17 protein-coding genes and 1 pseudogene are annotated in these 20,966 nt (G+C 61.3%); 9 read left to right on the top strand and 9 right to left on the bottom strand.

The annotated features are described in order from the left end of the window. Nucleotides 1-13: 13 nt before the first annotated feature. On the top strand, nt 14-814 hold the full coding sequence (locus tag QD461_RS29660; protein WP_414090794.1) for an inositol monophosphatase family protein: 801 nt from the start codon (nt 14-16) through the stop codon (nt 812-814). Nucleotides 815-938: 124 nt separating this feature from the next. On the opposite strand, the gene QD461_RS29665 is transcribed toward QD461_RS29660, so the two are convergent. Then, a complete protein-coding gene (locus QD461_RS29665; protein WP_184710890.1) occupies nt 939-1,613 on the bottom strand; it encodes a GntR family transcriptional regulator in 675 nt (224 codons plus the stop codon). Nucleotides 1,614-1,915: 302 nt separating this feature from the next. On the opposite strand from QD461_RS29665, the gene QD461_RS29670 reads away from it, so the two are divergent. The 7 genes from QD461_RS29670 to QD461_RS29700 all read left to right on the top strand — a co-directional run bounded on the left by QD461_RS29670 (nt 1,916) and on the right by QD461_RS29700 (nt 11,740). Next, nucleotides 1,916-2,944, top strand: coding sequence for a trans-3-hydroxy-L-proline dehydratase (locus tag QD461_RS29670; RefSeq protein WP_184710892.1), 1,029 nt, complete (start codon nt 1,916-1,918; stop codon nt 2,942-2,944). An 89-nt stretch (nt 2,945-3,033) separates the two neighbouring features. Then, nucleotides 3,034-4,773, top strand: coding sequence for an ABC transporter substrate-binding protein (locus tag QD461_RS29675; protein WP_414090795.1), 1,740 nt, complete (start codon nt 3,034-3,036; stop codon nt 4,771-4,773). 76 nt (nt 4,774-4,849) lie between these two features. Continuing rightward, nucleotides 4,850-6,700, top strand: coding sequence for an ABC transporter ATP-binding protein (locus QD461_RS29680; RefSeq protein WP_414090796.1), 1,851 nt, complete (start codon nt 4,850-4,852; stop codon nt 6,698-6,700). Beyond that, entirely contained in the window at nt 6,697-7,665 is a 969-nt protein-coding gene (locus QD461_RS29685) for an ABC transporter permease (RefSeq protein WP_414090797.1), read from the top strand. The genes QD461_RS29680 and QD461_RS29685 overlap by 4 nt, the downstream gene beginning before the upstream one ends. Next, entirely contained in the window at nt 7,662-8,615 is a 954-nt protein-coding gene (locus tag QD461_RS29690) for an ABC transporter permease (RefSeq protein ID WP_414090798.1), read from the top strand. The genes QD461_RS29685 and QD461_RS29690 overlap by 4 nt, the downstream gene beginning before the upstream one ends. Before the next feature lie 12 nt (nt 8,616-8,627). Then, nucleotides 8,628-9,929 carry an alpha/beta fold hydrolase gene (locus QD461_RS29695; RefSeq protein WP_414090799.1) on the top strand — a complete coding sequence of 434 codons (1,302 nt, stop codon included), beginning with the start codon at nt 8,628-8,630 and terminating at the stop codon, nt 9,927-9,929. A 14-nt stretch (nt 9,930-9,943) separates the two neighbouring features. Further along, the gene (locus tag QD461_RS29700; RefSeq protein WP_414090800.1) at nt 9,944-11,740 is read left to right on the top strand and encodes an aminopeptidase P family protein; all 1,797 of its coding nucleotides are present in this window, start codon (nt 9,944-9,946) and stop codon (nt 11,738-11,740) included. Between the two features lie 64 nt (nt 11,741-11,804). Here the strand turns inward: QD461_RS29700 and QD461_RS29705 are convergent, their stop codons facing one another. The 7 genes from QD461_RS29705 to QD461_RS29735 all read right to left on the bottom strand — a co-directional run bounded on the left by QD461_RS29705 (nt 11,805) and on the right by QD461_RS29735 (nt 19,482). Continuing rightward, complete coding sequence (locus tag QD461_RS29705) at nt 11,805-13,493, bottom strand: aconitase X (protein WP_414090801.1); 1,689 nt, start codon at nt 13,491-13,493, stop codon at nt 11,805-11,807. Between the two features lie 73 nt (nt 13,494-13,566). Beyond that, nucleotides 13,567-14,808 carry an NAD(P)/FAD-dependent oxidoreductase gene (locus tag QD461_RS29710; protein ID WP_414090802.1) on the bottom strand — a complete coding sequence of 414 codons (1,242 nt, stop codon included), beginning with the start codon at nt 14,806-14,808 and terminating at the stop codon, nt 13,567-13,569. Further along, complete coding sequence (locus QD461_RS29715; RefSeq protein WP_199092272.1) at nt 14,808-15,530, bottom strand: amino acid ABC transporter ATP-binding protein; 723 nt, start codon at nt 15,528-15,530, stop codon at nt 14,808-14,810. The genes QD461_RS29710 and QD461_RS29715 overlap by 1 nt, the downstream gene beginning before the upstream one ends. Next, complete coding sequence (locus QD461_RS29720; RefSeq protein ID WP_184710913.1) at nt 15,523-16,176, bottom strand: amino acid ABC transporter permease; 654 nt, start codon at nt 16,174-16,176, stop codon at nt 15,523-15,525. Before QD461_RS29720 ends, QD461_RS29715 begins: the two co-directional genes overlap by 8 nt. Nucleotides 16,177-16,188: 12 nt before the next feature. Beyond that, complete coding sequence (locus QD461_RS29725; protein ID WP_184710915.1) at nt 16,189-16,854, bottom strand: amino acid ABC transporter permease; 666 nt, start codon at nt 16,852-16,854, stop codon at nt 16,189-16,191. A 69-nt stretch (nt 16,855-16,923) separates the two neighbouring features. Continuing rightward, complete coding sequence (locus tag QD461_RS29730) at nt 16,924-17,730, bottom strand: transporter substrate-binding domain-containing protein (protein ID WP_184710917.1); 807 nt, start codon at nt 17,728-17,730, stop codon at nt 16,924-16,926. A gap of 234 nt (nt 17,731-17,964) precedes the next feature. Further along, nucleotides 17,965-19,482 (bottom strand): aldehyde dehydrogenase (NADP(+)), encoded by a 1,518-nt coding sequence (locus QD461_RS29735; RefSeq protein WP_414090803.1) that lies wholly within the window; start codon nt 19,480-19,482, stop codon nt 17,965-17,967. 135 nt (nt 19,483-19,617) lie between these two features. On the opposite strand from QD461_RS29735, the gene QD461_RS29740 reads away from it, so the two are divergent. Continuing rightward, on the top strand, nt 19,618-20,655 hold the full coding sequence (locus tag QD461_RS29740) for an Ldh family oxidoreductase (protein WP_414090804.1): 1,038 nt from the start codon (nt 19,618-19,620) through the stop codon (nt 20,653-20,655). Between the two features lie 122 nt (nt 20,656-20,777). On the opposite strand, the pseudogene QD461_RS29745 reads toward QD461_RS29740, so the two are convergent. Then, nucleotides 20,778-20,966: pseudogene (locus QD461_RS29745) on the bottom strand (dihydrodipicolinate synthase family protein); the annotation flags it as partial.

Consider the following 20,966-nt stretch of genomic DNA (forward strand, 5'->3'; position numbering starts at 1 on the left):
CAAAGGACATTGCATGACATCCCCCATTCTTGCCGACCTCGACGCACGCCTGGCGCTCGCAGAAGCCATGGGTCGCGAAGCCGGAAAGCTCGCGCTCGACTATTTCAAGCGCCGCGAAACCCTCATCATCGAGACCAAGCGCGACCTCCAGGATGTCGTTTCGATCGCCGATCGCGAAGTCGAAAACCTGATCCGCAACCGCATTCACCAAGCCCACCCTGCCGACAGCATTCTCGGCGAGGAATACGGTTTGGAAAGAGGCTCCTCGGGCTTTACCTGGGTCGTCGATCCCATCGACGGCACAAGCCCATTCGTCAGCGGCATGCCAAACTGGTGCGTCTCCATTGCCGTGCTGCATGACGGCGTTCCGGTGATCGGCGTCATCTCGGCACCTTGCCACGATGAACTCTATGTGGCAGCACTCGGCAAGGGTGCTACGCTTAACGGCAAGGCGCTGAAACTGGATTCGACGCGCAACATCCGCAATGCCCTCACCGGCATCGGGGCCAACAATCACGTTTCGCCGGCCTTCGTTGCCAATATGGTTCAGCAGATCTTGGAGGCGGAGGGCAATTTTGTCCGCAACGGCTCCGGCGCCTTGATGATCGCCTACGTCGCCGCTGGCCGGCTCGTCGGCTATTACGAACCCTATATGCATGCCTGGGATTGCCTTGCCGGCTATTGCCTCGTCAAGGAAGCCGGCGGCTGGTACCACCCCTTCCCGACCGAAGGCGAGCGCCTGACCAAGGGATCCGTCGTGCTCGCTGCCGCGCCCGGTGCGACCGATGATCTCAGAAGAATAGCGGGCGTATAATTTCGCTGATCAAGCGTGGCGTGCCAGAGGGATGACTGTCTGGCATGCCCCACGGACGGCAGATATGCCTAACCGTCCAGGCTCGGCCACTATCCGAGCCATGCGATAGGGACTTTCAAGGCCGTCAGAGCCGCCGACCGGGAAGATGATGCAGCAATGACTGACAGGCGCGCATCATATGTGCGGTCAGAAAATCGGCCGCCTTCTCGACATCGCCAGCCTTGCAGAGCGCCAATAGCTGGCGATGTTCGCGATCGGCCGTTTCCAGACCGCGCGACAAGGTGAGCTGAATTCGCAAGTAGCGCTCAAGCCGATCGTTGATGGACCGGATGGTGCTGACGAGATACGGCCTTTGCGCATCCTCATAAAGACAGCTGTGGAATTGCCAGTTCAGTTCCGACCAGCGCGCCACATCGGCCTCCTGCGCAAATGCGTCGCAGTAGGCCTGGGCCTTCTCAAAGGTCTTTTCGGTCATGAAAGGAATCGAGAGCTTCAGAGCGCTGGCCTCCAGAATGGCCCGCACCTCGAAGATCTGCACGATTTCCGGTTCCGAAACGGTGGTGACGATCGCCCCCCTGTTGCGATGGAACTCGACCAGACCTTCAGCTTCAAGCCGCTTCAGCGCTTCGCGCACCGGAATTTTGCTGACATTGAACAGGCGCGCAACGTCGTCCTGACGGATGGGCTCGCCTTCGTCCAGGGAACCGTCCGCAATGGAATCTCGGATGAATTTCAGGATCACATCGGACGTGCTCGGCGCCTTACCCAGGTTGGGGATCTGATCAATATTAAGCGGCATTCAGTGGTCGTTCCCGGGATAAGACGTAGGATTGGCAGGGGATTGGAGATCGCAATCCCCCCTAAATACAGTGATCTCGTTCTGTGACGCAAGAGCACATGCCGCCTGCGCAACCAACGGAACTATTGGCATTTTCCCCCACTCAATAGCGCTTGACGCCCATCATAAATCGTATACGTTATCCGAAATTTCAAGATAACTTATACGATCTTGACGTTCAAGGGAGGAACATTAGTTGTCGGCTCTTCAGGCAGTAGCCATTCGCGCCTCCCTCTCCGTATTCGAAAGGGACTGAAGCAGAAATGCGTACATCGAAAGTCGTCCATGTCGTCAGCTGTCACGCCGAGGGAGAAGTCGGCGACGTGATCGTCGGCGGGGTTGCCCCACCTCCGGGCGCTACCGTGTGGGAACAATCACGCTGGATCGCTGAAGACGAAACCCTGCGGAATTTCGTTCTCAACGAGCCGCGCGGCGGGGTCTTCCGCCATGTGAACCTGCTGGTTCCGCCGAAAGATCCCAAGGCGCAGATGGCCTGGATCATAATGGAGCCGGCGGATACGCCGCCCATGTCCGGATCGAACTCGATCTGCGTGTCGACCGTTCTGCTCGACACAGGCATCATTCCCATGCAGGAGCCGATCACCCGCATGGTACTGGAAGCCCCAGGCGGCCTGATCGAAGTCAAGGCCGAATGCAGCAACGGCAAGGCCGAGCGCATTCATGTGCGCAACGTACCGTCCTTTGCCGACAAGCTTGATGCCAAGCTCGAAGTGGAAGGCATCGGCACCATCACGGTGGATACCGCCTACGGCGGCGACAGCTTCGTGCTCGTGGACGCTGCTTCGCTCGGCCTTAGCCTCCAGCCGGATCAGGCTCGCGACATCGCGCGCCTCGGCGTCAAGATCACCCAGGCCGCCAACGAGCAGCTCGGCTTCAGCCATCCAGCCAACGACTGGAACCATATTTCCTTCTGCCAGATCACCGATCCGGTTCGCATGAAGGATGGTGTCCTCTGGGGGAAGAACGCCGTTGCCATCCGCCCGGGCAAGATCGACCGCTCGCCGACCGGCACCGGATGCTCTGCACGCATGGCCGTTCTGCACGCGAAAGGTCAGATGAAGGTCGGAGACAAGTTCGTCGGCACATCGCTCATCGACACGGAATTCCATTGCAGCATCGACAGTGAAGTCGATCTCAATGGCAAGTCTGCCATCAGCCCGATCATTTCCGGGCGCGCCTGGATCGTGGGTACCCACCAGTTGATGGTGGATCCCGCAGACCCGTTCCCGGCCGGATACCGGCTGTCGGACACCTGGCCGATGGACCTCTAAAGGAAGTGCGGTCCCATCGCGGCGGCGGGCATTCGGAGGAGTGCCCATCGTCCGATTGAAATTACAGCAAGTAAATTGGGAGGATGAACATGCGTAGTTTATTGAAGTCGACCGTCTCGGTCGCATCTTTGCTTATTGCTCTTTCCGTGCCGGGACTTGCCGCGGCGGACGAACCCGTCAAGGGCGGCACGCTGCGGATTCTTGCCACCGGCGAGCCTGATCACATCGACCCTGCGCTAGCGGGCATGGTGAACACCAACAATCTGCTGCGCGCCATATCGCGGCAGCTGGTCAGCTACCAAGCGTCGACGGATCCGAACGTCGCGATCAAACCGGTTGGCGATCTGGCGACCGAGGTGCCGCAGCCGACGGACAGCGGGCTGACCTACACGTTCAAGCTGCGCCAGGGCGCCATGTGGAATGCGCCTTCCGGCGCCCGCCAGATTACCTCGGCGGACGTAAAGCGCGGCTTCAAGCGGCTGTGCAATCCGCACCTGCAGGCTTCGACGCTGACCTATTTTACAGCGCTCATCTCCGGCCTGAGCGAATTCTGCGATGGCTTCGCCAAGGTTCCGCCGACCGCCGCCGATATGAAGAAATATGCGGAAGAAAATGACGTAAAGGGCATCGAGACGCCCGACGATCAGACTGTTATCTTCAAGCTCAAGGAACGCGCGGGCGACTTCATCTACATGCTCTCGCTTCCCATGCCAGCTCCGGCGCCGATCGAGGTGCTCGACTACCTTCCCGACAGCCCGGAATACCGCACGCATTTCGTCGGCAGCGGCCCCTATACGATCGGCGAATACACGCCCGACACCAGCCTGAAGCTGGTGCGCAATCCCGCCTGGAAGGCGGAAAGCGATCCGCTGCGCAAGGCCTATGTCGATGATATCGAGATCACCATGGGGCTGCAGGCCGATGCCATCATGCAGCAGTTGCAGTCGGGCGACGCCGATCTTGCCTATGACATTAACGTCCCTACAGCCATCCTGGCGACGCTTGCCGCCAACAACGACGAAAAGCTGACGGCGCTTTCTGCCGGCAACACGAACTTCCTGTTCATCAACACCGTCTCGGAGAACAACAAGGGTGCGCTCAAGGACATCCGCGTCCGTAAGGCGCTGTCGTATGCGATCGACAAAGCCGCAATCGTCCAGCAATGGGGCGGCCCGAAGGTGGCGGAACCTGCGACGGGCATTTTCGGGCTTGGCGTGCTTGGACATCACAAGTTCGATCTCTACCCCTCGCCGGAATCCAAGGGCGATCCGGAAAAAGCCAAGGCGCTGCTCGCGGAGGCTGGCTTCCCGAATGGCATCACGCTGAAGATGCCTTACCGCAACAAGGATCTGGAAGTGGCGACCGCCGCCACCATTCAGGCCAGCATGGCGCGCGCAGGCATCAAGCTCGAACTGGCGCCGGTAACCGCCGCCGACTATTACTCCAAATTCATGACCAATCCCGTGAACACAAAGAACGGCACCTGGGACATCGCGCCCGTGGGCTGGACGCCGGACTGGGTTGGCGGCGCTGCGCGCTCCGTCTTCCAGCCGCAGTTCACCTTCGACGGGACGCACCAGACCTACAACTACACCGACTACAACAACCCGAAGGCCAACGAGACCGCTGCAAAGGCGATCAACGCGACCACGCCGGAGGAAACCGGCAAATTGTGGGCTGAGGTCGACGAGATGGTCATGGCAGACGCGCCGGTGGTGCCGCTGATCGCCAACAAGAACCCACGCTATCGCAGCGAAGCGGTGAAGAACTTCCAGCCCTATGCCCTGGGCGTGGAGGGCGATTGGACGAACCTCTGGATCGAACGCTGATCCGGCATCTTCGTGTATGGCGCCGCAGCCTGGCTGCGGCGCCTGAACGTAACCCGATTAAAGTGCGAGTTTACCCTTGACCATATTGGAGGCAAAGGGACTGACGGTCGATATCCCGACCGAGGATGGCGTCGTACATGCGGTACGCAACGTCTCCTTTTCGATCAGGCCCGGTTCGATTTTCGGTATTGCAGGCGAATCCGGCTCTGGAAAGAGTGTGCTGACACAGGCCGTCATGGGGCTTCTGCCCAATGCCGACGTCCGCGGCGAGGTCTGGTTCGAAGGTCGCAACCTTCTCAGCCTGCCGCAGTCGGAGATGCGTCGCCTGCGGGGCGGCCGCATCGGCATGGTGTTTCAGGATCCGTTGTCGAGCCTGCATCCCTTCTACACGATCGGCTCGCAGATCGCCGAGGTTCTGCATACGCATGAGACCATCGATCGCGAAGCCGCACAGGCTCGCGTGATCGACATGCTCGGCAAGGTCGGCATCCCCTCGCCCGCCGAGCGTTTCGACAGCTATCCGCACGAGTTTTCGGGCGGGATGCGTCAGCGCGTCATGATCGCCATGGCGCTTATCCTCAATCCTGCGCTCATCATTGCCGACGAGCCGACGACCGCGCTTGACGTCACCGTTCAAGCCCAGATCATCGATCTGCTCGACACCATGCGGCGCGATTTCGGCACCACGATCATCCTCATCACGCATGACCTCGGCCTACTGTCCAGCGTCGCTGACGACGTCATGGTCATGTATGCCGGCAATCGGCTTGAATACGGCCCAGCCCGCAATGTTTTCCGCTCGCCAGCCCATCCCTATACGGCGGGGCTGCTGCGATCGACGCCGGCAAGCTACGCGCCTGGCGCGCAGTTGGTCCCAATCAAGGGACGCCCGCCGAGCCTGCTTTCAACACCGACCGGATGCATCTTCGCTCCACGCTGCAGTGAGCAGCTCGCCGATTGCACGAACCAGCGCCCACCCTTGCGCGTCTACAGTGATGGTGTCGAATCCCTATGTCTGCTGGAGCCGAAGGCTGCACCACCTTCGCTAGCTGGGGCCGCCGAGACGATCGAAGCCAAGACAACCCGCTCCGAGCAGATCGCCAGGATTGAAGACGTCCGCCTGACCTATCATGTCGGCAGCTTCTTCGGACAAAAGCGCACTCTCGAAGTTCTCAAAGGCATCGACCTCACGATCACACGCGGAGAAACAGTCGGCCTCGTCGGCGAAAGCGGTTGCGGAAAATCCACGCTGGCACGCATCGTCGCCGGGCTGACGCCGGCGACCTCGGGCAAGATCAACGTGCTCGGCCACGACATGAGCCACCTCAAGGGCCGTGAATGGCGAGAGATGCGCCAGCAGATCCAGCTCGTTTTCCAAGACCCCTTCGGCTCGCTCAATCCGCGCCGCCGCGTTGGCGCGATCATCGGCGATCCCTTCCGCCTGCACGGTGTCGCGGCAGGAGAGGAGCGCCGCGAAAAGGTGCGGCATCTGATGGAGATGGTCGGCCTTAACCCCGAGCACTACAATCGCTTTCCGGCCGAATTCTCCGGCGGCCAGCGCCAGAGGATCGGCATCGCGCGTGCCTTGGCCCTCAATCCCGCGCTCGTCATCTGCGACGAACCCGTCTCGGCGCTCGACGTATCGATCCAGGCGCAGGTCCTCAACCTGCTCAAGGAACTGCAGCAGAAGCTGGGCCTCACCTATCTGTTCATCTCGCACGATCTGTCCGTCGTGCGCCACATCTGCGACAGGATCGCCGTCATGCAAGGCGGCAAGATTGTCGAGCTGGCCGCAGCCGAACAGATCTTTGCCAATCCGCAGCACCCCTACACCCGCACTTTGCTATCCGCATCGAAAACGCTCTCCGTCACAGACGATGATGGCGTCGCGCGGTCATTGATCGAGACAAGACAGGTGACAGCATGAGCGACGTCGCGACATCAGATCCTTCGACACAGACGGACGTGGTACAGCGCGGTTCGCTTGAGTTGACGCTGCGTCGTCTACGCCGCGACAAGGCAAGCATGATCGCCCTTTGCGTCATTCTGGCCGTCGTCCTGCTCGCGGTCATCGCGCCGTGGATCGCCACGCTGACCGGGCACTCACCGATCGAGCAGTTCCGCGATATCGGCCTGTCGCCGGCGGGCATTCCGGTCGGTCCGGGCGATCAATTCTGGCTCGGCACGGACCAGTTGGGCCGCGACGTGCTGGTGCGGCTCGCCTATGGCGCCCGCGTTTCCTTGTTGGTGGGGGTATTTGCCTCGGTGCTGGCCTCGACGATCGCGGTGATCGTCGGCACGACGGCCGGCTATCATGGCGGCTTGACCGATATCCTGCTCAGCCGGCTGATGGACCTCGTCATGAGCGTCCCCTTCCTGCTCTGCGCACTTGCACTCGTATCGGCCTTCGGTCCCAGCCTGACGCTCAGCGTCTGCGTCATCGTCTTCTTCAGCTGGGCTCCGATGGCGCGCGTTATCCGCGGACAAGTGCTTTCACTGCGCAAGCAGGACTTCGTTCAAGCGAGCCGCTCGCTCGGTGCTGGCCCACTTTCGATCATGGTCATCGACATCCTGCCCAATCTCGCAGCCCCCATCATTGTCTACACCACCATGCAGATCCCGAGCTCGATCGTCTTCGAGGCGACGCTGTCGTTCCTCGGCATGGGGATCGTGCCTCCAACGCCGAGCTGGGGCGGAATGCTGGCAGACGCGTCGTCAAACTCCCTCTACCTCGTCGCGTGGTGGCTGGTCTTCGTGCCCGGTACGGCGCTTCTGCTGACGACGCTCGCCTTCAACATTCTCGGTGACGGCCTGCGCGACGCGCTCGACCCGAAAAGCGCACGCACGGTTCGTCGTTTCAGGCTGCAATCCAAAGGAGCGTCCAAGCGATGATCCGCTTTCTTACCCAGCGCCTGATCTTCGGCGCAGGCGTCCTTCTGATGCTCTCCGCCTTCGTGTTCTTCCTGTTCTTCGTCGCGCCCGGCGATCCCGCCCGCATGATCGCAGGCGATAAGGCGACCGAGGCACAGCTGGTGCAGATCCGTAAGAATCTCGGTGTAGACCGCCCCATCCTGGTTCAGTATGGCAGCTTTCTCATCCGGGCGGTCAGCGGCGATCTCGGCTTTTCCTACCGCAATCAGCAGGCTGTCGCGCCTATCATCGTCCGGCGCATTCCAATCACTCTGTCTCTGGTTCTGGGAGGAGCGCTGCTCTGGCTCTCAATCGGCATTCCGATGGGCATCATGTCGGCGCGTTTCGCGGGCGGCCTGCGGGACCGTATCGGCCAAGCATTCATCCTCGTGGGCTTGAGCTTTCCGACCTTCGTGCTTGGCATGATGTCGCTTTACCTCCTCTATTTCGTCCCCAAGCAGGCAGGGTTCACGCTGTTCCCTCCCGGAGGATACAAGGCACTGACAACACAACCGTTGCTCTGGGCATGGCATCTCATCCTGCCATGGACCACGCTCGCCCTGACCATGGCGGCCGTCTATGCCCGACTGACGCGCGGCCAGATGCTGGATGTGATGGGTGAGGACTATATCCGCACCGCCCGGGCCAAGGGCCTCAGCGAACGACGTGTGGTCTGGAAACATGGTCTGCGTGCAGTGCTGACGCCGCTTGTCACCCAGCTCGGCGCCGACATCGCTATGCTGCTCGGCGGCGTGATCATCATCGAGCAGGTATATGGGTTGCAGGGGGTGGGAGCACTTGCGGTTCAGGCGGTCGCCAATCAAGACCGCCCGATTATCATCGGTGTCGTATTGCTGGGCGGAGTGTTCATCGTCATATCGAATATCATTGTCGACCTCTTCTATGTGTTGCTCGACCCCCGCGTCCGCTGAAAGAACATCATCATGATCGTTTCCGAATACACCATCCCCGGAATGCATATCCGCGATCACGTCCTCACCGTGCCGCTCGACTGGTCCGATCCATCGGGCAAGACCATCGAGTTTTTCGCGCGCGAGGTGGTCGATCCGGTCCGCAAGGCCGAAACGCTGCCGGTTCTCTGCTTCCTGCAAGGCGGCCCAGGCGGTAAGTCGCCCCGCCCAACGCGCGGTGGGCCGTCATGGCTGGCCGAGGCCCTGAAAACGCATCGTGTCATCCTGCCGGACCAGCGCGGCACAGGGCGTTCCACTCCAGTCGACACGGCAACGATCGGCCAGCTCGATGGCGAAGCGGGCGCGAACTTTCTTGCCTGCTTCCGCGCCGATTCCATCGTCAGGGATCTGGAGCATTTCCGCAAAACGGAGCTTGAGGGCCGCCGCTGGCAAACGCTTGGCCAGAGCTATGGCGGCTTTCTTACGCTCACCTATCTCAGCCAGGCACCCGAGGGCCTGGCCGCCTGCTATATTACCGGCGGCATTCCCAGCCTTAAGCCCGACGCTGACGAGGTCTATCGCCACACCTATCCTCGCGTGCGGGCCAAAAATACCGCCTACTACAAGCGCTATCCGGGCGACGTCGCGCTCGTCGGCAAGATCGCCGATTTCATCGATCGCAACGACATCCGCCTGCCCGATGGCGATCGGCTGAGCGTGCGCCGCCTTCAGACCGTCGGCCTCGATTTTGGCATGGCACATGGCTTCGAGAATATTCACTGGCTGGTGGACGAGGCCTTCGCAGACACGAAGCAAGACAGGCTCTCAGACCATTTCCTGGCCTCGATGATGAATCTGACCTCCTATCATAGCGGTCCGCTCTTTGCAGCCATCCATGAGGCAATCTATGGCGAGGGTGACGGCGCGACGGCCTGGTCGGCCGAACGGCTGCGGGCAGACTTCCCCGAATTCGATCCAGCTGCTCGCCCTTTGCTGTTTACCGGCGAGATGATCTATCCGTGGATGTTCGAAGAAATTTCCTCCCTCAAGCCGTTCAGAGCTGCCGCCGAGGCACTGGCCCGGCGCCCGCAGCACAGCGTGCTTTATGATCGCGATCGTCTCGCCGCCAACCAGATCCCGATCGCTGCAGCGATCTATCATGACGACATGTATGTCGACGCCGGCCTTTCGCTGCAAACCGCACGTGCAGTCGGCAATCTGGATTTCTGGATCACCAACGAATTCGAGCATGACGGCATTCGTCAGTCGGCATCGGTGTTTGAACGGCTGGCGGCGCTTGTTGCCGAAAAAGGCGGGCCGCTTGCGGCGGAATGATTGTGGGGATGACGATGAACAAAACTGAAAATGCCGGCAAGCTTGCAAATGTACGCACCTGGCTTGCGCGGGCGAAGCTGGACGGCCTGATTGTCCCGCGAACGGACGCCCACCAAAGCGAAGTCACGGCAGAGCATGACAATTGCCTGGAGTATATAAGCGGCTTTACCGGCTCCGCCGGTCTGGCGCTCGTGCAGCCGGCGCAGGCGCTGATCTTCGTCGACGGACGCTATCAGGTGCAGGTGCGCAATGAGGTGGATCTATCCGCCTTTGCCGTACACCATCTCCATGACGACCCGCTCGATCTCTGGCTGAAGCACCATGGAAAGTCCGGCTGGCGGATCGGCATTCACACCCTGCTGATCAGCGGCGCCCTCTATGAAAGGTTACTGGCGGGATGCAAGGCGGCAGGCGTCGAACTGATCGCGCTCGACGCCGATCCCTTCAACGATATATGGACTGACCGGCCGCCTCGCCCAGTCGGCCTCATCCGGGCGATGCCGCCTGCGGTTTCCGGCGAGACATCAGCCAGCAAGCGCGACCGGATCGCAAGCAAGCTAAAGGCGCTGGGTGCGGACCAGCTCATAGAAACCTCGCCGGACAACATCGCATGGCTCCTGAATGTGCGTGGCTCCGATGTCGCCATGGACCCGGTGCCGCATTCCTTTCTGCTGCTCGATGCCGACAATCAAGCGCAATGGTTCGTGGATCATCGCAAGCTCGGCAACGATCGCGCTGCCTTCGAATTGTCCGACGTCACGATCGCCGATCCGGAGGATTTTCTCGGGGCTGTCGGAAAGACGTCAGCCGGTAAGACGACGCTGATCGACCCCGACTTTGCGCCGCAGGCGGTCCGCGCCCGTATCAAGACGGCCGGCGGCCAGACGATCGAGCAGACGAGCCTTCTTGCAAGCGCCAAGGCCACCAAGAATGTCACGGAGTTGGAAGGCTTTCGCGCCTGCCATGTCGAGGACGGGATTGCACTTACCAATTTCCTGGCCTGGCTCGACAGCGAATGGCCTCGTCGGCAAGCCGCGGATCTGCCTTTGACCGAACTGGACGCAGAGGAGCAGCTGATCGCTTTTCGCGCCAGACATGCCGGCTACTTCGAACCGAGCTTCCGCACGATTTCGGCCGCCGGCGGCAATGCCGCCATGTGCCATTATCACGCCCAACCCGACACGAATGCCGCCATTGAAGAGAACAGCTTCTACCTGATCGATTCCGGCGGCCAGTATGTCAATGGAACGACGGACGTGACGCGCACCGTTGTGTTCGGCAAGGCAACCGATGAAATGCGGGAAACATACACCGCGGTCCTGAAGGGTTTCATTTCGCTGCTGACCGCGCGCTTCCCGCTTGGCACCCAGGGGCATCAGCTCGATGCACTGGCGCGTCGTCCTCTATGGGACATGGGGCTCGACTACGACCACGGAACGGGACACGGCGTCGGCCATAACCTGCTGATCCATGAATATCCGCATCGTTTTGCGAAGAAGCCCAATCTTCACAACCTCGAACCCGGCACGATCATGACCGTCGAGCCTGGCTATTACAAAGCGGACGTCTTCGGCATCCGAATAGAGAACCAGGTAGAGGTCGTCGCCGACAGACCGGGCTTCTGCCGCTTCGATAGTCTGACGCTGGCACCTATCGATCTCCGCATGGCCAAACTCGCCAGTCTGACGGCGGCGGAAATCGCGTTTCTTGACGATTACCACACGCAAGTCCGCACGGCGCTTTTGGACAGGGTCGAAGAAGAGACGCGGTGCTATCTGCTCTGGCACACGCGGCCGATCGCAGAGCGCTGAAACGCACAATTGCCGTCCGACGCGGAGTTCATCCACGTCGGGCCGGATTCACCTGCTTTTCCTGTCAGATCCAGTTCGGCAAGCCGGCCGGAACGCGTCCGGTCACTGCTGCCTCCACACAATTGGCAAGGCTGCCGAAGCGGACGACGCGTCCGCTGAGGCCCGGCCCGTAATGAGCATACTTGCCCGAATTAGTCATGACCGCACGTGTTCCGGGCGGAAAGACCGGCTCGGAGATCGAGCACCAGCAGAGATCGGGCAGAACCTGCACGCCGCTTTCGCGCAACCTTGCGAGCGTGCCATCGGTCTCGGCAGCGGCAATAACGTCGCGTCCGGCTGTAACGATCACCATGACACCGGGGAGGCGATGCCGGCCTGCAAATGCGTCAGCAAGCGCACGACATTCGTCAAGCGAGGCATGTGGACTGCCGATGGCGATGAGCTCGACCTCTTCCGGTCCTTCATTCAGCATCTTCCAAGCGGCGGCCATATCCGCGCGCGCAATAGCGCGATGGTCCGCATTTGGATGCTCAGCCCCTTCGGCCTCAGGCGTTGCGCCCTCGACATGGAGCATGGGAGCGGCCGAGGTCGTGCCGAAAGCGGCGCAAAGCGCCTTCAGATCATCGCGGGATGGGGCTCCCGCAGTAAGACCGCGCAGCAGCGGAATGCGATCCGGCGAAGCCTTGCCGGCGAGATATCCGATCAGCGGCCAGAAGGCATCGTCACGACCTTCGGGCAGCTCGACGTCGAGGATACGGGTCGCCTTGCGATTTTCGTCCAGGTACACGCCGGAAAGCGGAGCACGGCCTGTCAAGGCGATGCAAAGATCGAGGAAGTCGGGATGCTTGGCCGTGCGTGCGCCAAGAACACTGTTGGCGAAAATAACCGCATTGGATTCGGCCCAGCCGATCGCCTCGCCGGCGCCCGGCGCGCTATCGAGCAGATAGGGCGAACAGGTAAAGGTCGGGCGGCAGCCCATGCGCACATAGGCGTCCGCCAGCCGCGCGGCCGGATCGCCGAAATCCTCCGGCACACCCTGCGAGCGCCAATTGGCGCGATCGACGGAAATCGCGTTCATGGTCGTCGGCACACGCACGCGTCCACCAAGCTCAGCCATTTTTTCCGCAAAGGTCAGATTGGCCGGGCTTGCATAAATGCATCCGTCAATATGGCCCTGTGTCACATCGACTAGCGATTCCGCACCCTGCTGTGCCGCCATGGCCGTCAGTATCCGCATGGCCTGAGCAATCGCTACGCCCTCTCCGCCTTCCAGCATGGACCGGTCCGCGTCCGTCAACGACAGCGCCGAGGTGGCAGGCGGCAGAAGGGGGATTGCTTCGCCATCCGCCACGACGGCGGCGGCTTCGATCCAGATGGCCTTTGCCTGTGACAGGCGCGCAAAGACTGCAGGCTGAAGCCGCACGACTGGCAACTGCTTACCGAACATTTCGGCAGCGACAAGCGCGCCGAGCGTCAGCACATCCTCGGCCTCGCAAAAAATCAGAGCAGCCGGCGCGCGGCCCGTCAGTGCCAGATCGAGCAGCACGCCGGATCCGGTGCACGAGCCCCGGCTCGACGGCATCATCAACACCGCGCCGGTCAGACATTCGCCATGCAGGGGATGATGGATATCGATCACCTTACCGGTGGCGGGATCGACCCCGCCCCAGAAGCTGAGCGCCTCCTGTGTGGCGACGACACGGCCCTCTGCCGTGCCTCCCATGATGCTGCGAGCCGGTGCCGTGTGGTTCATGTCATTTAGTCCATGTGCAAGAGGGTCATGCTCGCCGATGAAAAAGAAGGTGAGCGTGACCTTGCGGTTTCCGTCAGAAGCGTTGTGGCGAAAATGGCGTGAGATCGATAGGTGGCGCTCGCTCCGTCAGGAGGTCGGCAACGATGCGTGCCGTGCCGGCAGACTGGGTCAAGCCGAGATGGCCGTGGCCAAAGGCATAAATCACATCCGGTGTCGCCCTCGCGCGGCCGATCGCAGGCAAGCTGTCGGGCAGCGACGGCCGGAAGCCCATCCATTGCTTTCCCCCCTCCGGATTGAGACCGGTCAGGAAGGTGCGGGCCTTCTGCAGCATGGCTTCGGAGCGTTTGAAGTTCGGCGGCAGCGCCAGTCCGCCTAGCTCTACTGCTCCACCGACACGAATGCCGGTCGAGAGTTTGCTGACGACGAAGCCGTGGCCGCCGAAGGTTATCTGCGTACGCAGATCGAAGGCATTGGACGGAAGCGTCGTGTTGTAGCCGCGCTCGGTTTCGAGCGGTATGCGCTCACCAAGCGATTTGGCGATCCGGTGCGAAAAAGCGCCGGCGGCCAGAACGACCTTGCCGGCCTGAAGGAGTTTTCCGTCTGCCGCGACCACATCGACCCCGTTGGGGATCACGCGAAGCGACGCAATCTCCGCCCTTTCAATGACACCGCCCCGGCTGCGGAAATGCTCGGCCAGCGCAAGCGTGTAAAGCTTGGGATCGGCGATGGAATACCAGCCGGGCGTGAACGTGCCGAGCACGAAGCGCGATGCTAGCCCTGGCTGGATCGTCGCTATCTCGTCAGCCTTTACATGCCGGAATTCGATCCCGTGATTGCGGCGAACCTCCCAGCCGGGCAGCGACGCACGGAACTCCGCCTCGCTCTCATAGACCTGGAGATTGCCCTCCTTGCGCAGCATGGAGAGTGTGTCGGTCGCGGCAAGGAAGGGCTCAAGCTCCGCCCTGGAAAGATCCATCAGGCTTGTCTGCGCCGCCGTGGAGTGGGCAACACGCGACGGCTGGCAGGCCCGCCAGAAGCGGAACATCCAGGGCGCGATCCGGAGCGCATAGGCGGGCGGCACGGAAAGCGGCCCGAGCGGGTCAAGCAGCCATTTCGGCGCCTTCTTCAGGATGCCCGGAGATGCAAGCGGCAGGATATCCGTGAAGGCGAAGGCTCCGGCATTACCGGCTGAAGCACCGGCGGCTGGTCCCTCGCGATCGACGACCAGGACATTCAAGCCGCTCGACTGGGCCGCAATCGCGGCAGAGAGGCCGACAACGCCGGCCCCGATGACGATAACGTCCGGTCCCGCCATCAACGCACGCTCGCAAGAAACTTCTGCGTTTCCGGATGCTGCGGCGCGCCGAAGATCTGCTCCGGCTTCCCGATCTCGGCCATTACGCCCTGATGGAAGTAGGCGACACGATCCGAGACATCACGGGCAAACGCCATTTCATGCGTCACGCAGATCATGGTCATTCCTTCCTCCGCCAACATCTTCAGCGTATCCAGCACCTCTCCGACCAGCATGGGGTCGAGTGCGGACGTCACTTCGTCAAACAGCATATATTCCGGCGACATGGCAAGCGCTCTTGCAATCGCCATACGCTGCTGCTGACCGCCGGACATGCGGGTCGGATAGACCGAGAGCTTTTCGGCAAGGCCGACATGGGTCAGCTGCTTGACCGCCATCTCCTCCGCCTGCTGTCGGCTGATGCCGAGCACCTTGCGCGGCGCCAACATGACGTTTTCCAGCACGGTGAGATGCGGGAACGCATTCCATTGCTGGAAGACGATGCCAACCTTGCGGCGCAGCTTGTTAAGGTCAGTCGACTTCGCATGCACTTCCGTGCCGTCGATGCGGATGCGGCCGGAATCGATGGGCTCCAGACCGTTGATGCAGGTCAGGAGGGTCGACTTGCCAGAGCCGGACCCGCCGATAATGGTGACCACCTCGCCCTTGTTGACGGTGAGGTTGATCCCCTTCAGCACTTCGAGCTGACCGAAGGACTTGCGGACATTTTCGATCTCAATCATTGGGGGACCACCGTTTTTCGAGATAACCGCCAAGGCGGGCGATCGGGAAGCTGATGATGAAGTAGATCACGCCGCAGATCGTCAGGATCAGCAGCGGCTCATGCAGGCGGGTTACGAGAACCTGCGAGGCGCGCAGCAGCTCGATCAGCCCCAGCCACAGGACCAGTGCGGAATCCTTCATGACGCCAAGCGAAAGACCGATCCACGAAGGAAGTGCGACGCGCGTGGCAAGCGGCGCCACGATGTAGCACATATCCTGCCGCCAGCTCATGCCAAGCGAGCGGGCGGCGCGGCGGGTGTTGGGCGGGACCGCGGCGATGCCGCCACGCACGATTTCGGTGCAATAGGCGGCCGTATAGAGCGACAACACCACACAGGAGGTGGTGAACGGCGCCCAGCCAAGCTTCAGGATCGCCTGCAATGCATTGCCGAGGACCAGCTGGATGAGCAGCGGTACGGAGCGAAACACGTCAAGCACGAAGGTCAGCGGCGCCGACAGGATGGGACCGGCCTGAACGCGGATCACCCCGAATACGATGCCGAGGATCGTGCCTGCGGCTACGGACACGCCGGTAACCACGAGCGTCATCCAGGCGCCTTTGGCCAGAAACAGGAGGTCACTCCAGGTGAGGGCAGTATCGAACATCTCTCACCCCTCTCAGTAGCGGAACATGCGCCAGGCGGCGAGCCGGGCTAGAAGCGTGACGAGCTTGGCGATCAGATAGTAGATCACAGCGGCCAGCGCGAAGAATTCGAAGGTACGGAACGAGCGCGCATTCAGCTCCTGTGTGACACCTGCAAGATCCGTGTTCATGCCGACGGTGACACCGAGCGACGTCATCAGGATCGCCCAAACCATCTGGTTGGTGACGGGCAGGAAGGCGATGCGAAGCATCTGCGGCATGACGATCAGCCGAAAGGCCTGCAGCGACGTCATACCGAGCGAACGGCCGGCGCGGGTCTGCGTGTCCGGAATTGCCTTCAGCGCGCCGCGGAAATTCTCGGCAAGATATCCGGCATTGTTGAAGGCGATGCCGACCAGCAGCGCCGTAAACGGGTTGAGATGAATGCCGAAATTGCCGAGCCCGAAATGAGCCATGTAGATCTGGAAAAGCGCCGGCGTATTGCGCGCGACCTCGACCCAGGTCGAAGCGATACCCGTCAGCAACCGGCTGCCGGTGAGCCTGAAGAGCGTAAGCGCTATGGCGCAGACGAGGCCGATTGCCATCGACAGGATCGCGATCTGCAGGGTGACGACCGCGCCATCGAGCAGCTGCGGCAATACCTTGAAGGCCTGGTTCCAGTGGAAGGTGTAGCTGAACATGAACGTCCACCTTTCGGAAGGTCAAACGGCGTGGCCATCATGGCCACGCCGTCGTTGAAATCGATCCGATTAGCGATAGACGCCGTTCACGGTCAGGGACGGCAGCGCGCCACCGACCCACTTTTCGTAAAGCTCGGCGTAGCGGCCCGTACGAACCTGCTGGTTGATGAACAGGTTGAGGTAATTGATGAGACCGTATTCTTCACGGTTGGTGAAGAGGGAGACGTAGTCCGTCTGGAACGGTGCCTTGCCGACCACGGAGATACCGGCGAACTTGCCGGACTTTACGGTTGCCTGGGCAACGGTCGAGGTGGAAACGGTCGCGTCGATCTGACCCTGGCTCAGCGCCAGGAAGACGTCAGCCTGCGTCTGGTATGGACGGAATTCGCCGGCACCCCAGGCCTTGACCTGCTTTTCGAGTGCGATCGCTTCAAACGTGCCGGCGGTCGCGCCGACGGTCTTGCCCTTCATGTCCTCGAAGGACTTGATGCCCGACTTGTCGTTGGAGGTTACAGCCATTTCAAAGGCGAAATAAGGAAGGGTCATGCCGACGGTCTTGGCGCGCTCCAGCGTGTCTGAAGTGGAGGCAACGCCGATGTCAACGCGACCGGACATCAGAGCCGGAATACGCTCGGGGAACGGCGTTTCGACGATCTCGGCGGTGACGCCGAGCGCCTTGGCCAGGTCGTTGCAGTAGTCGACATCGAAGCCAATCGGATTGTTGCTGGCGTCACGCGAGCCCATGGGCGGGAAATCGAGCACGACGGCGCAACGGAGCGTTCCGGAGGAGATGATATCATCAAGCTTATCGGCCTTGGCCGGCGTGATGGCGAAGGCGGTGGCCAGAAGGCCAAGTGCGATGACTGTCTTTTTCATTAGATTCTGTTCTCCCAGTTTGGTCGGCCATTTGCGGCCGCGGCCAATAAACGCCTTTTGCAGACGTAAAGCAAATTGAAAATACAAATAGTATACAAAAAGAATTTCATCCTACCATATGATCGATGGCGACTTGCGGATTTCAACACACGCTGAAAGACAGCATATGCAAACGCCGCCAACCTGTGGTCGGCGGCGTTCGAGCACGCTAAAAATGTCGTCGCTAAGAAAAGCTCAGTCCGCCAGATCGTCGGGGAGCAGACCTGCCGGCATGTTCTGATAGGAAACCGGCCGCAGGAACCGTCGGATTGACAGCGTACCAACGCTGGTCGCACCGAAATTGGTCGACGCGGGATATGGCCCGCCGTGAACCATCGAATCCACCACTTCGACACCGGTTGGGAAGCCATTGACCAGCACCCGCCCGGCTTTGCGTTCCAGCACGGGCAGAAGGCGACGGGCGGCGGCGGTATCATCTCCGTCCATATGCAAAGTCACGGTCAGCTGACCGGCAAAGTGGTGCGCAAGATTTTCCATCTCATCAAGAGAACCGACACGAACGACGAGCCCGAGCGGGCCGAACACTTCCTCACCCAGCAGATGATCTGCAAGGAAAGCCGCTCCCGTCGTTTCGAACAGGTTGGGAGCGGCATCGCGTCCGGATTGTTCGGTGACCAGGAGAGACTTGACCCCTTCGCGGGAAACGAACCGCTGCTGGCCATCTCGGTAGGCTTTGGCGATACCGTCTGTGAGCATAGTTTGCGGCGAGACGCCCGCAAGCGCCGCCACCGCTGCCTTGACGAAACGGTCGGCATCGGGGCCATCGAGCACAACCGCAATCCCGGGGTTGGTACAGAACTGACCGGCACCCATCGTCAATGAACCTGCCCAACCCTGACCCATGGCCTCGGCGCGGGCCTGCGTGGCATGCGGAAGCACGAACATCGGGTTCACCGAACCGAGTTCGCCGAAGAAAGGAATGGGTTCCGGACGTGCCGCGCAGAGGTCGAACAGCGCGCGGCCGCCAGCCAGTGAGCCGGTAAACCCGACCGCCTTGATCCTTGGATGCCGGACGAGCGCATATCCGACTTCGCGACTGCCGCCCTGGATCAACGAGAAAACGCCGGGATGCGTGCCGGTCTTGCGGATGGCGGCATCGATGGCCTCGGCAATGATTTCGCCGGTGCCCGGATGGGCGGAATGCCCCTTAACCACGACCGGGCAACCGGCCGCGAGTGCCGCTGCCGTATCGCCACCTGCCGTCGAGAAGGCGAGCGGGAAATTGGAGGCGCCGAAGACCGCCACCGGACCGAGAGGGCGCTGGAGCAAGCGGATTTCCGGACGCGGCGCCGGCTTGCGATCCGGCAGAGCCACATCGACGCGGCGATCGAGATAATCACCCTTTTCGATATGGTCGGCAAACAGACGAAGTTGGCCGACCGTGCGACCGCGCTCGCCTTCGAGCCGCGCGGCGGGCAAGCCGGTTTCCTGGGTGCCGATCTCGGTGATGGCGGCTGCGCGTGCCTCGATTTCTTCAGCGATCGCCCGCAGGAACGCGGCGCGTGTGCCGCGTGTGGAATAGCCATAGCTCCAGAACGCGTCTTCAGCTGCCTCGCAAGCGCGGGCGACGAGTTCAACCGTGCCGATGGAGAAATTTTGCGCCGGCCCGTGCGCCGGGGAGGAGCGGAAATGCCCCGTTCCTTCAAGCCATTCGCCGGCGATGAGATGCCTTCCGTGAGGGGTGAATTCCATTGGTCTTCCCTTTCCTTTGCAGAAGCGTCAAAAAACGCTGTGCGGCTTTTGCTGTTATTTGTCGATTTTTTGTATACTTTATGTATTTATAATTTCAACCTCTATAGTGAAGACGATCGAACACAGGAGAATCAGATGAGCGACGTCACCACCCTGACAACAGACGCACTGCATAGCCGCGTCTTGGCGATCCTCACGAAGGCTGGCCTCAATTCGCTGCAGGCGGCGGCGATCGCAAGGGTCATCGTTGCCGGCGAACGCGACGCCTGTAAATCGCATGGCATCTATCGCATCGAAGGCGTTCTGCGCGCGGTAAAGGCCGGCAAGGCGCGACCGGATGCAGTGCCGGTGCTGGAAGAGAGCGATGCTTCGGCGATCGTCAAAGTGGATGCAAAGAGCGGCTTTTCCAATGCCGCCTTCGAACTGGGCGTTCCGGTGCTCGCCGAGCGCGCCCGCCGTTTCGGCATTGCCGCGCTCGCCATCAACGACTGCACGCATTTTGCCGCCCTCTGGCCGGAAGTCGAGGCGCTGACCGATCGCGGTCTTGCCGCCTTCGCTATGTGTCCGAGTTATTCGACGGTCGCGCCCGCCGGCGGCACTGCGCCGCTCCTCGGCACCAACCCGTTTGCCTTCGGCTGGCCGCGTATTGACAACTCTCCATACGTCTTCGATTTCGCGACCTCGGTTGCCGCACGCGGTGAAATCGAGCTGCACCGTCGGGCCGGCAAGCCCCTGCCGGAAGGCTGGGCGGTAGACGTCAACGGCCAGCCGACGACGGATCCGGAAGCAGCTCTGGCCGGCGCCATGCTGCCTTTCGGCGGACATAAGGGCTCGGCCATCGGCACGATGATCGAGCTTTTGGCCGGCGTGATGATCGGCGACTTCACGAGCCGCGAGGCGCTCGACTATCTCGGCTCTACAGCGTTTGCCCCGCGGCACGGCGAGCTCATCGTCGCATTCTCGCCGGAGGCCTTTTCCGCCGGCCGGCCCGGCAATCCGCTGGTGCGCGCCGAAGCCCTGTTCGAGGCGATTGCCGGCCAGGGTGCCCGCCTGCCCTCCCAGCGTCGTTTCGCCGCCCGCGCTCGCGCGGAGAAAGACGGTATCCCGCTCACCGCAGACGAAATCCGACAGCTGGATCACCTGCTGGAGCATGGTCTCGACGCGGTGGCCTGAGCGAGACACAAACACGCCAAACAAGATCCGCACGAAACGCAAAAGGCCCCCTTGCTGGGGGCCTTTGAGTTTGGATATCAGGTCATCGGCGGGCGTCGAAAGCGGGACGCCCGCGACTGGCCTCAGGCCTTGTAGGTCTGCACGGCGCCGGCAAGCTTGCTCCATTCGCCATACCAGCTGTTGAACAGCTTGAACTGCGCCTCGACATAGCCGCGCTGGCTCTCGGACAGAACATCGCTCTCGTTGAAATGCAGCGCATATTCCTCGTCGCCCTTCAGCACCATCATGTGCTTGAAGTAGAGAACCAGATC

It is taken from the genome of Rhizobium sp. BR 314 (assembly GCF_047445805.1).
GTDB classification, from domain to species: Bacteria; Pseudomonadota; Alphaproteobacteria; order Rhizobiales; family Rhizobiaceae; genus Rhizobium; species Rhizobium lusitanum_B.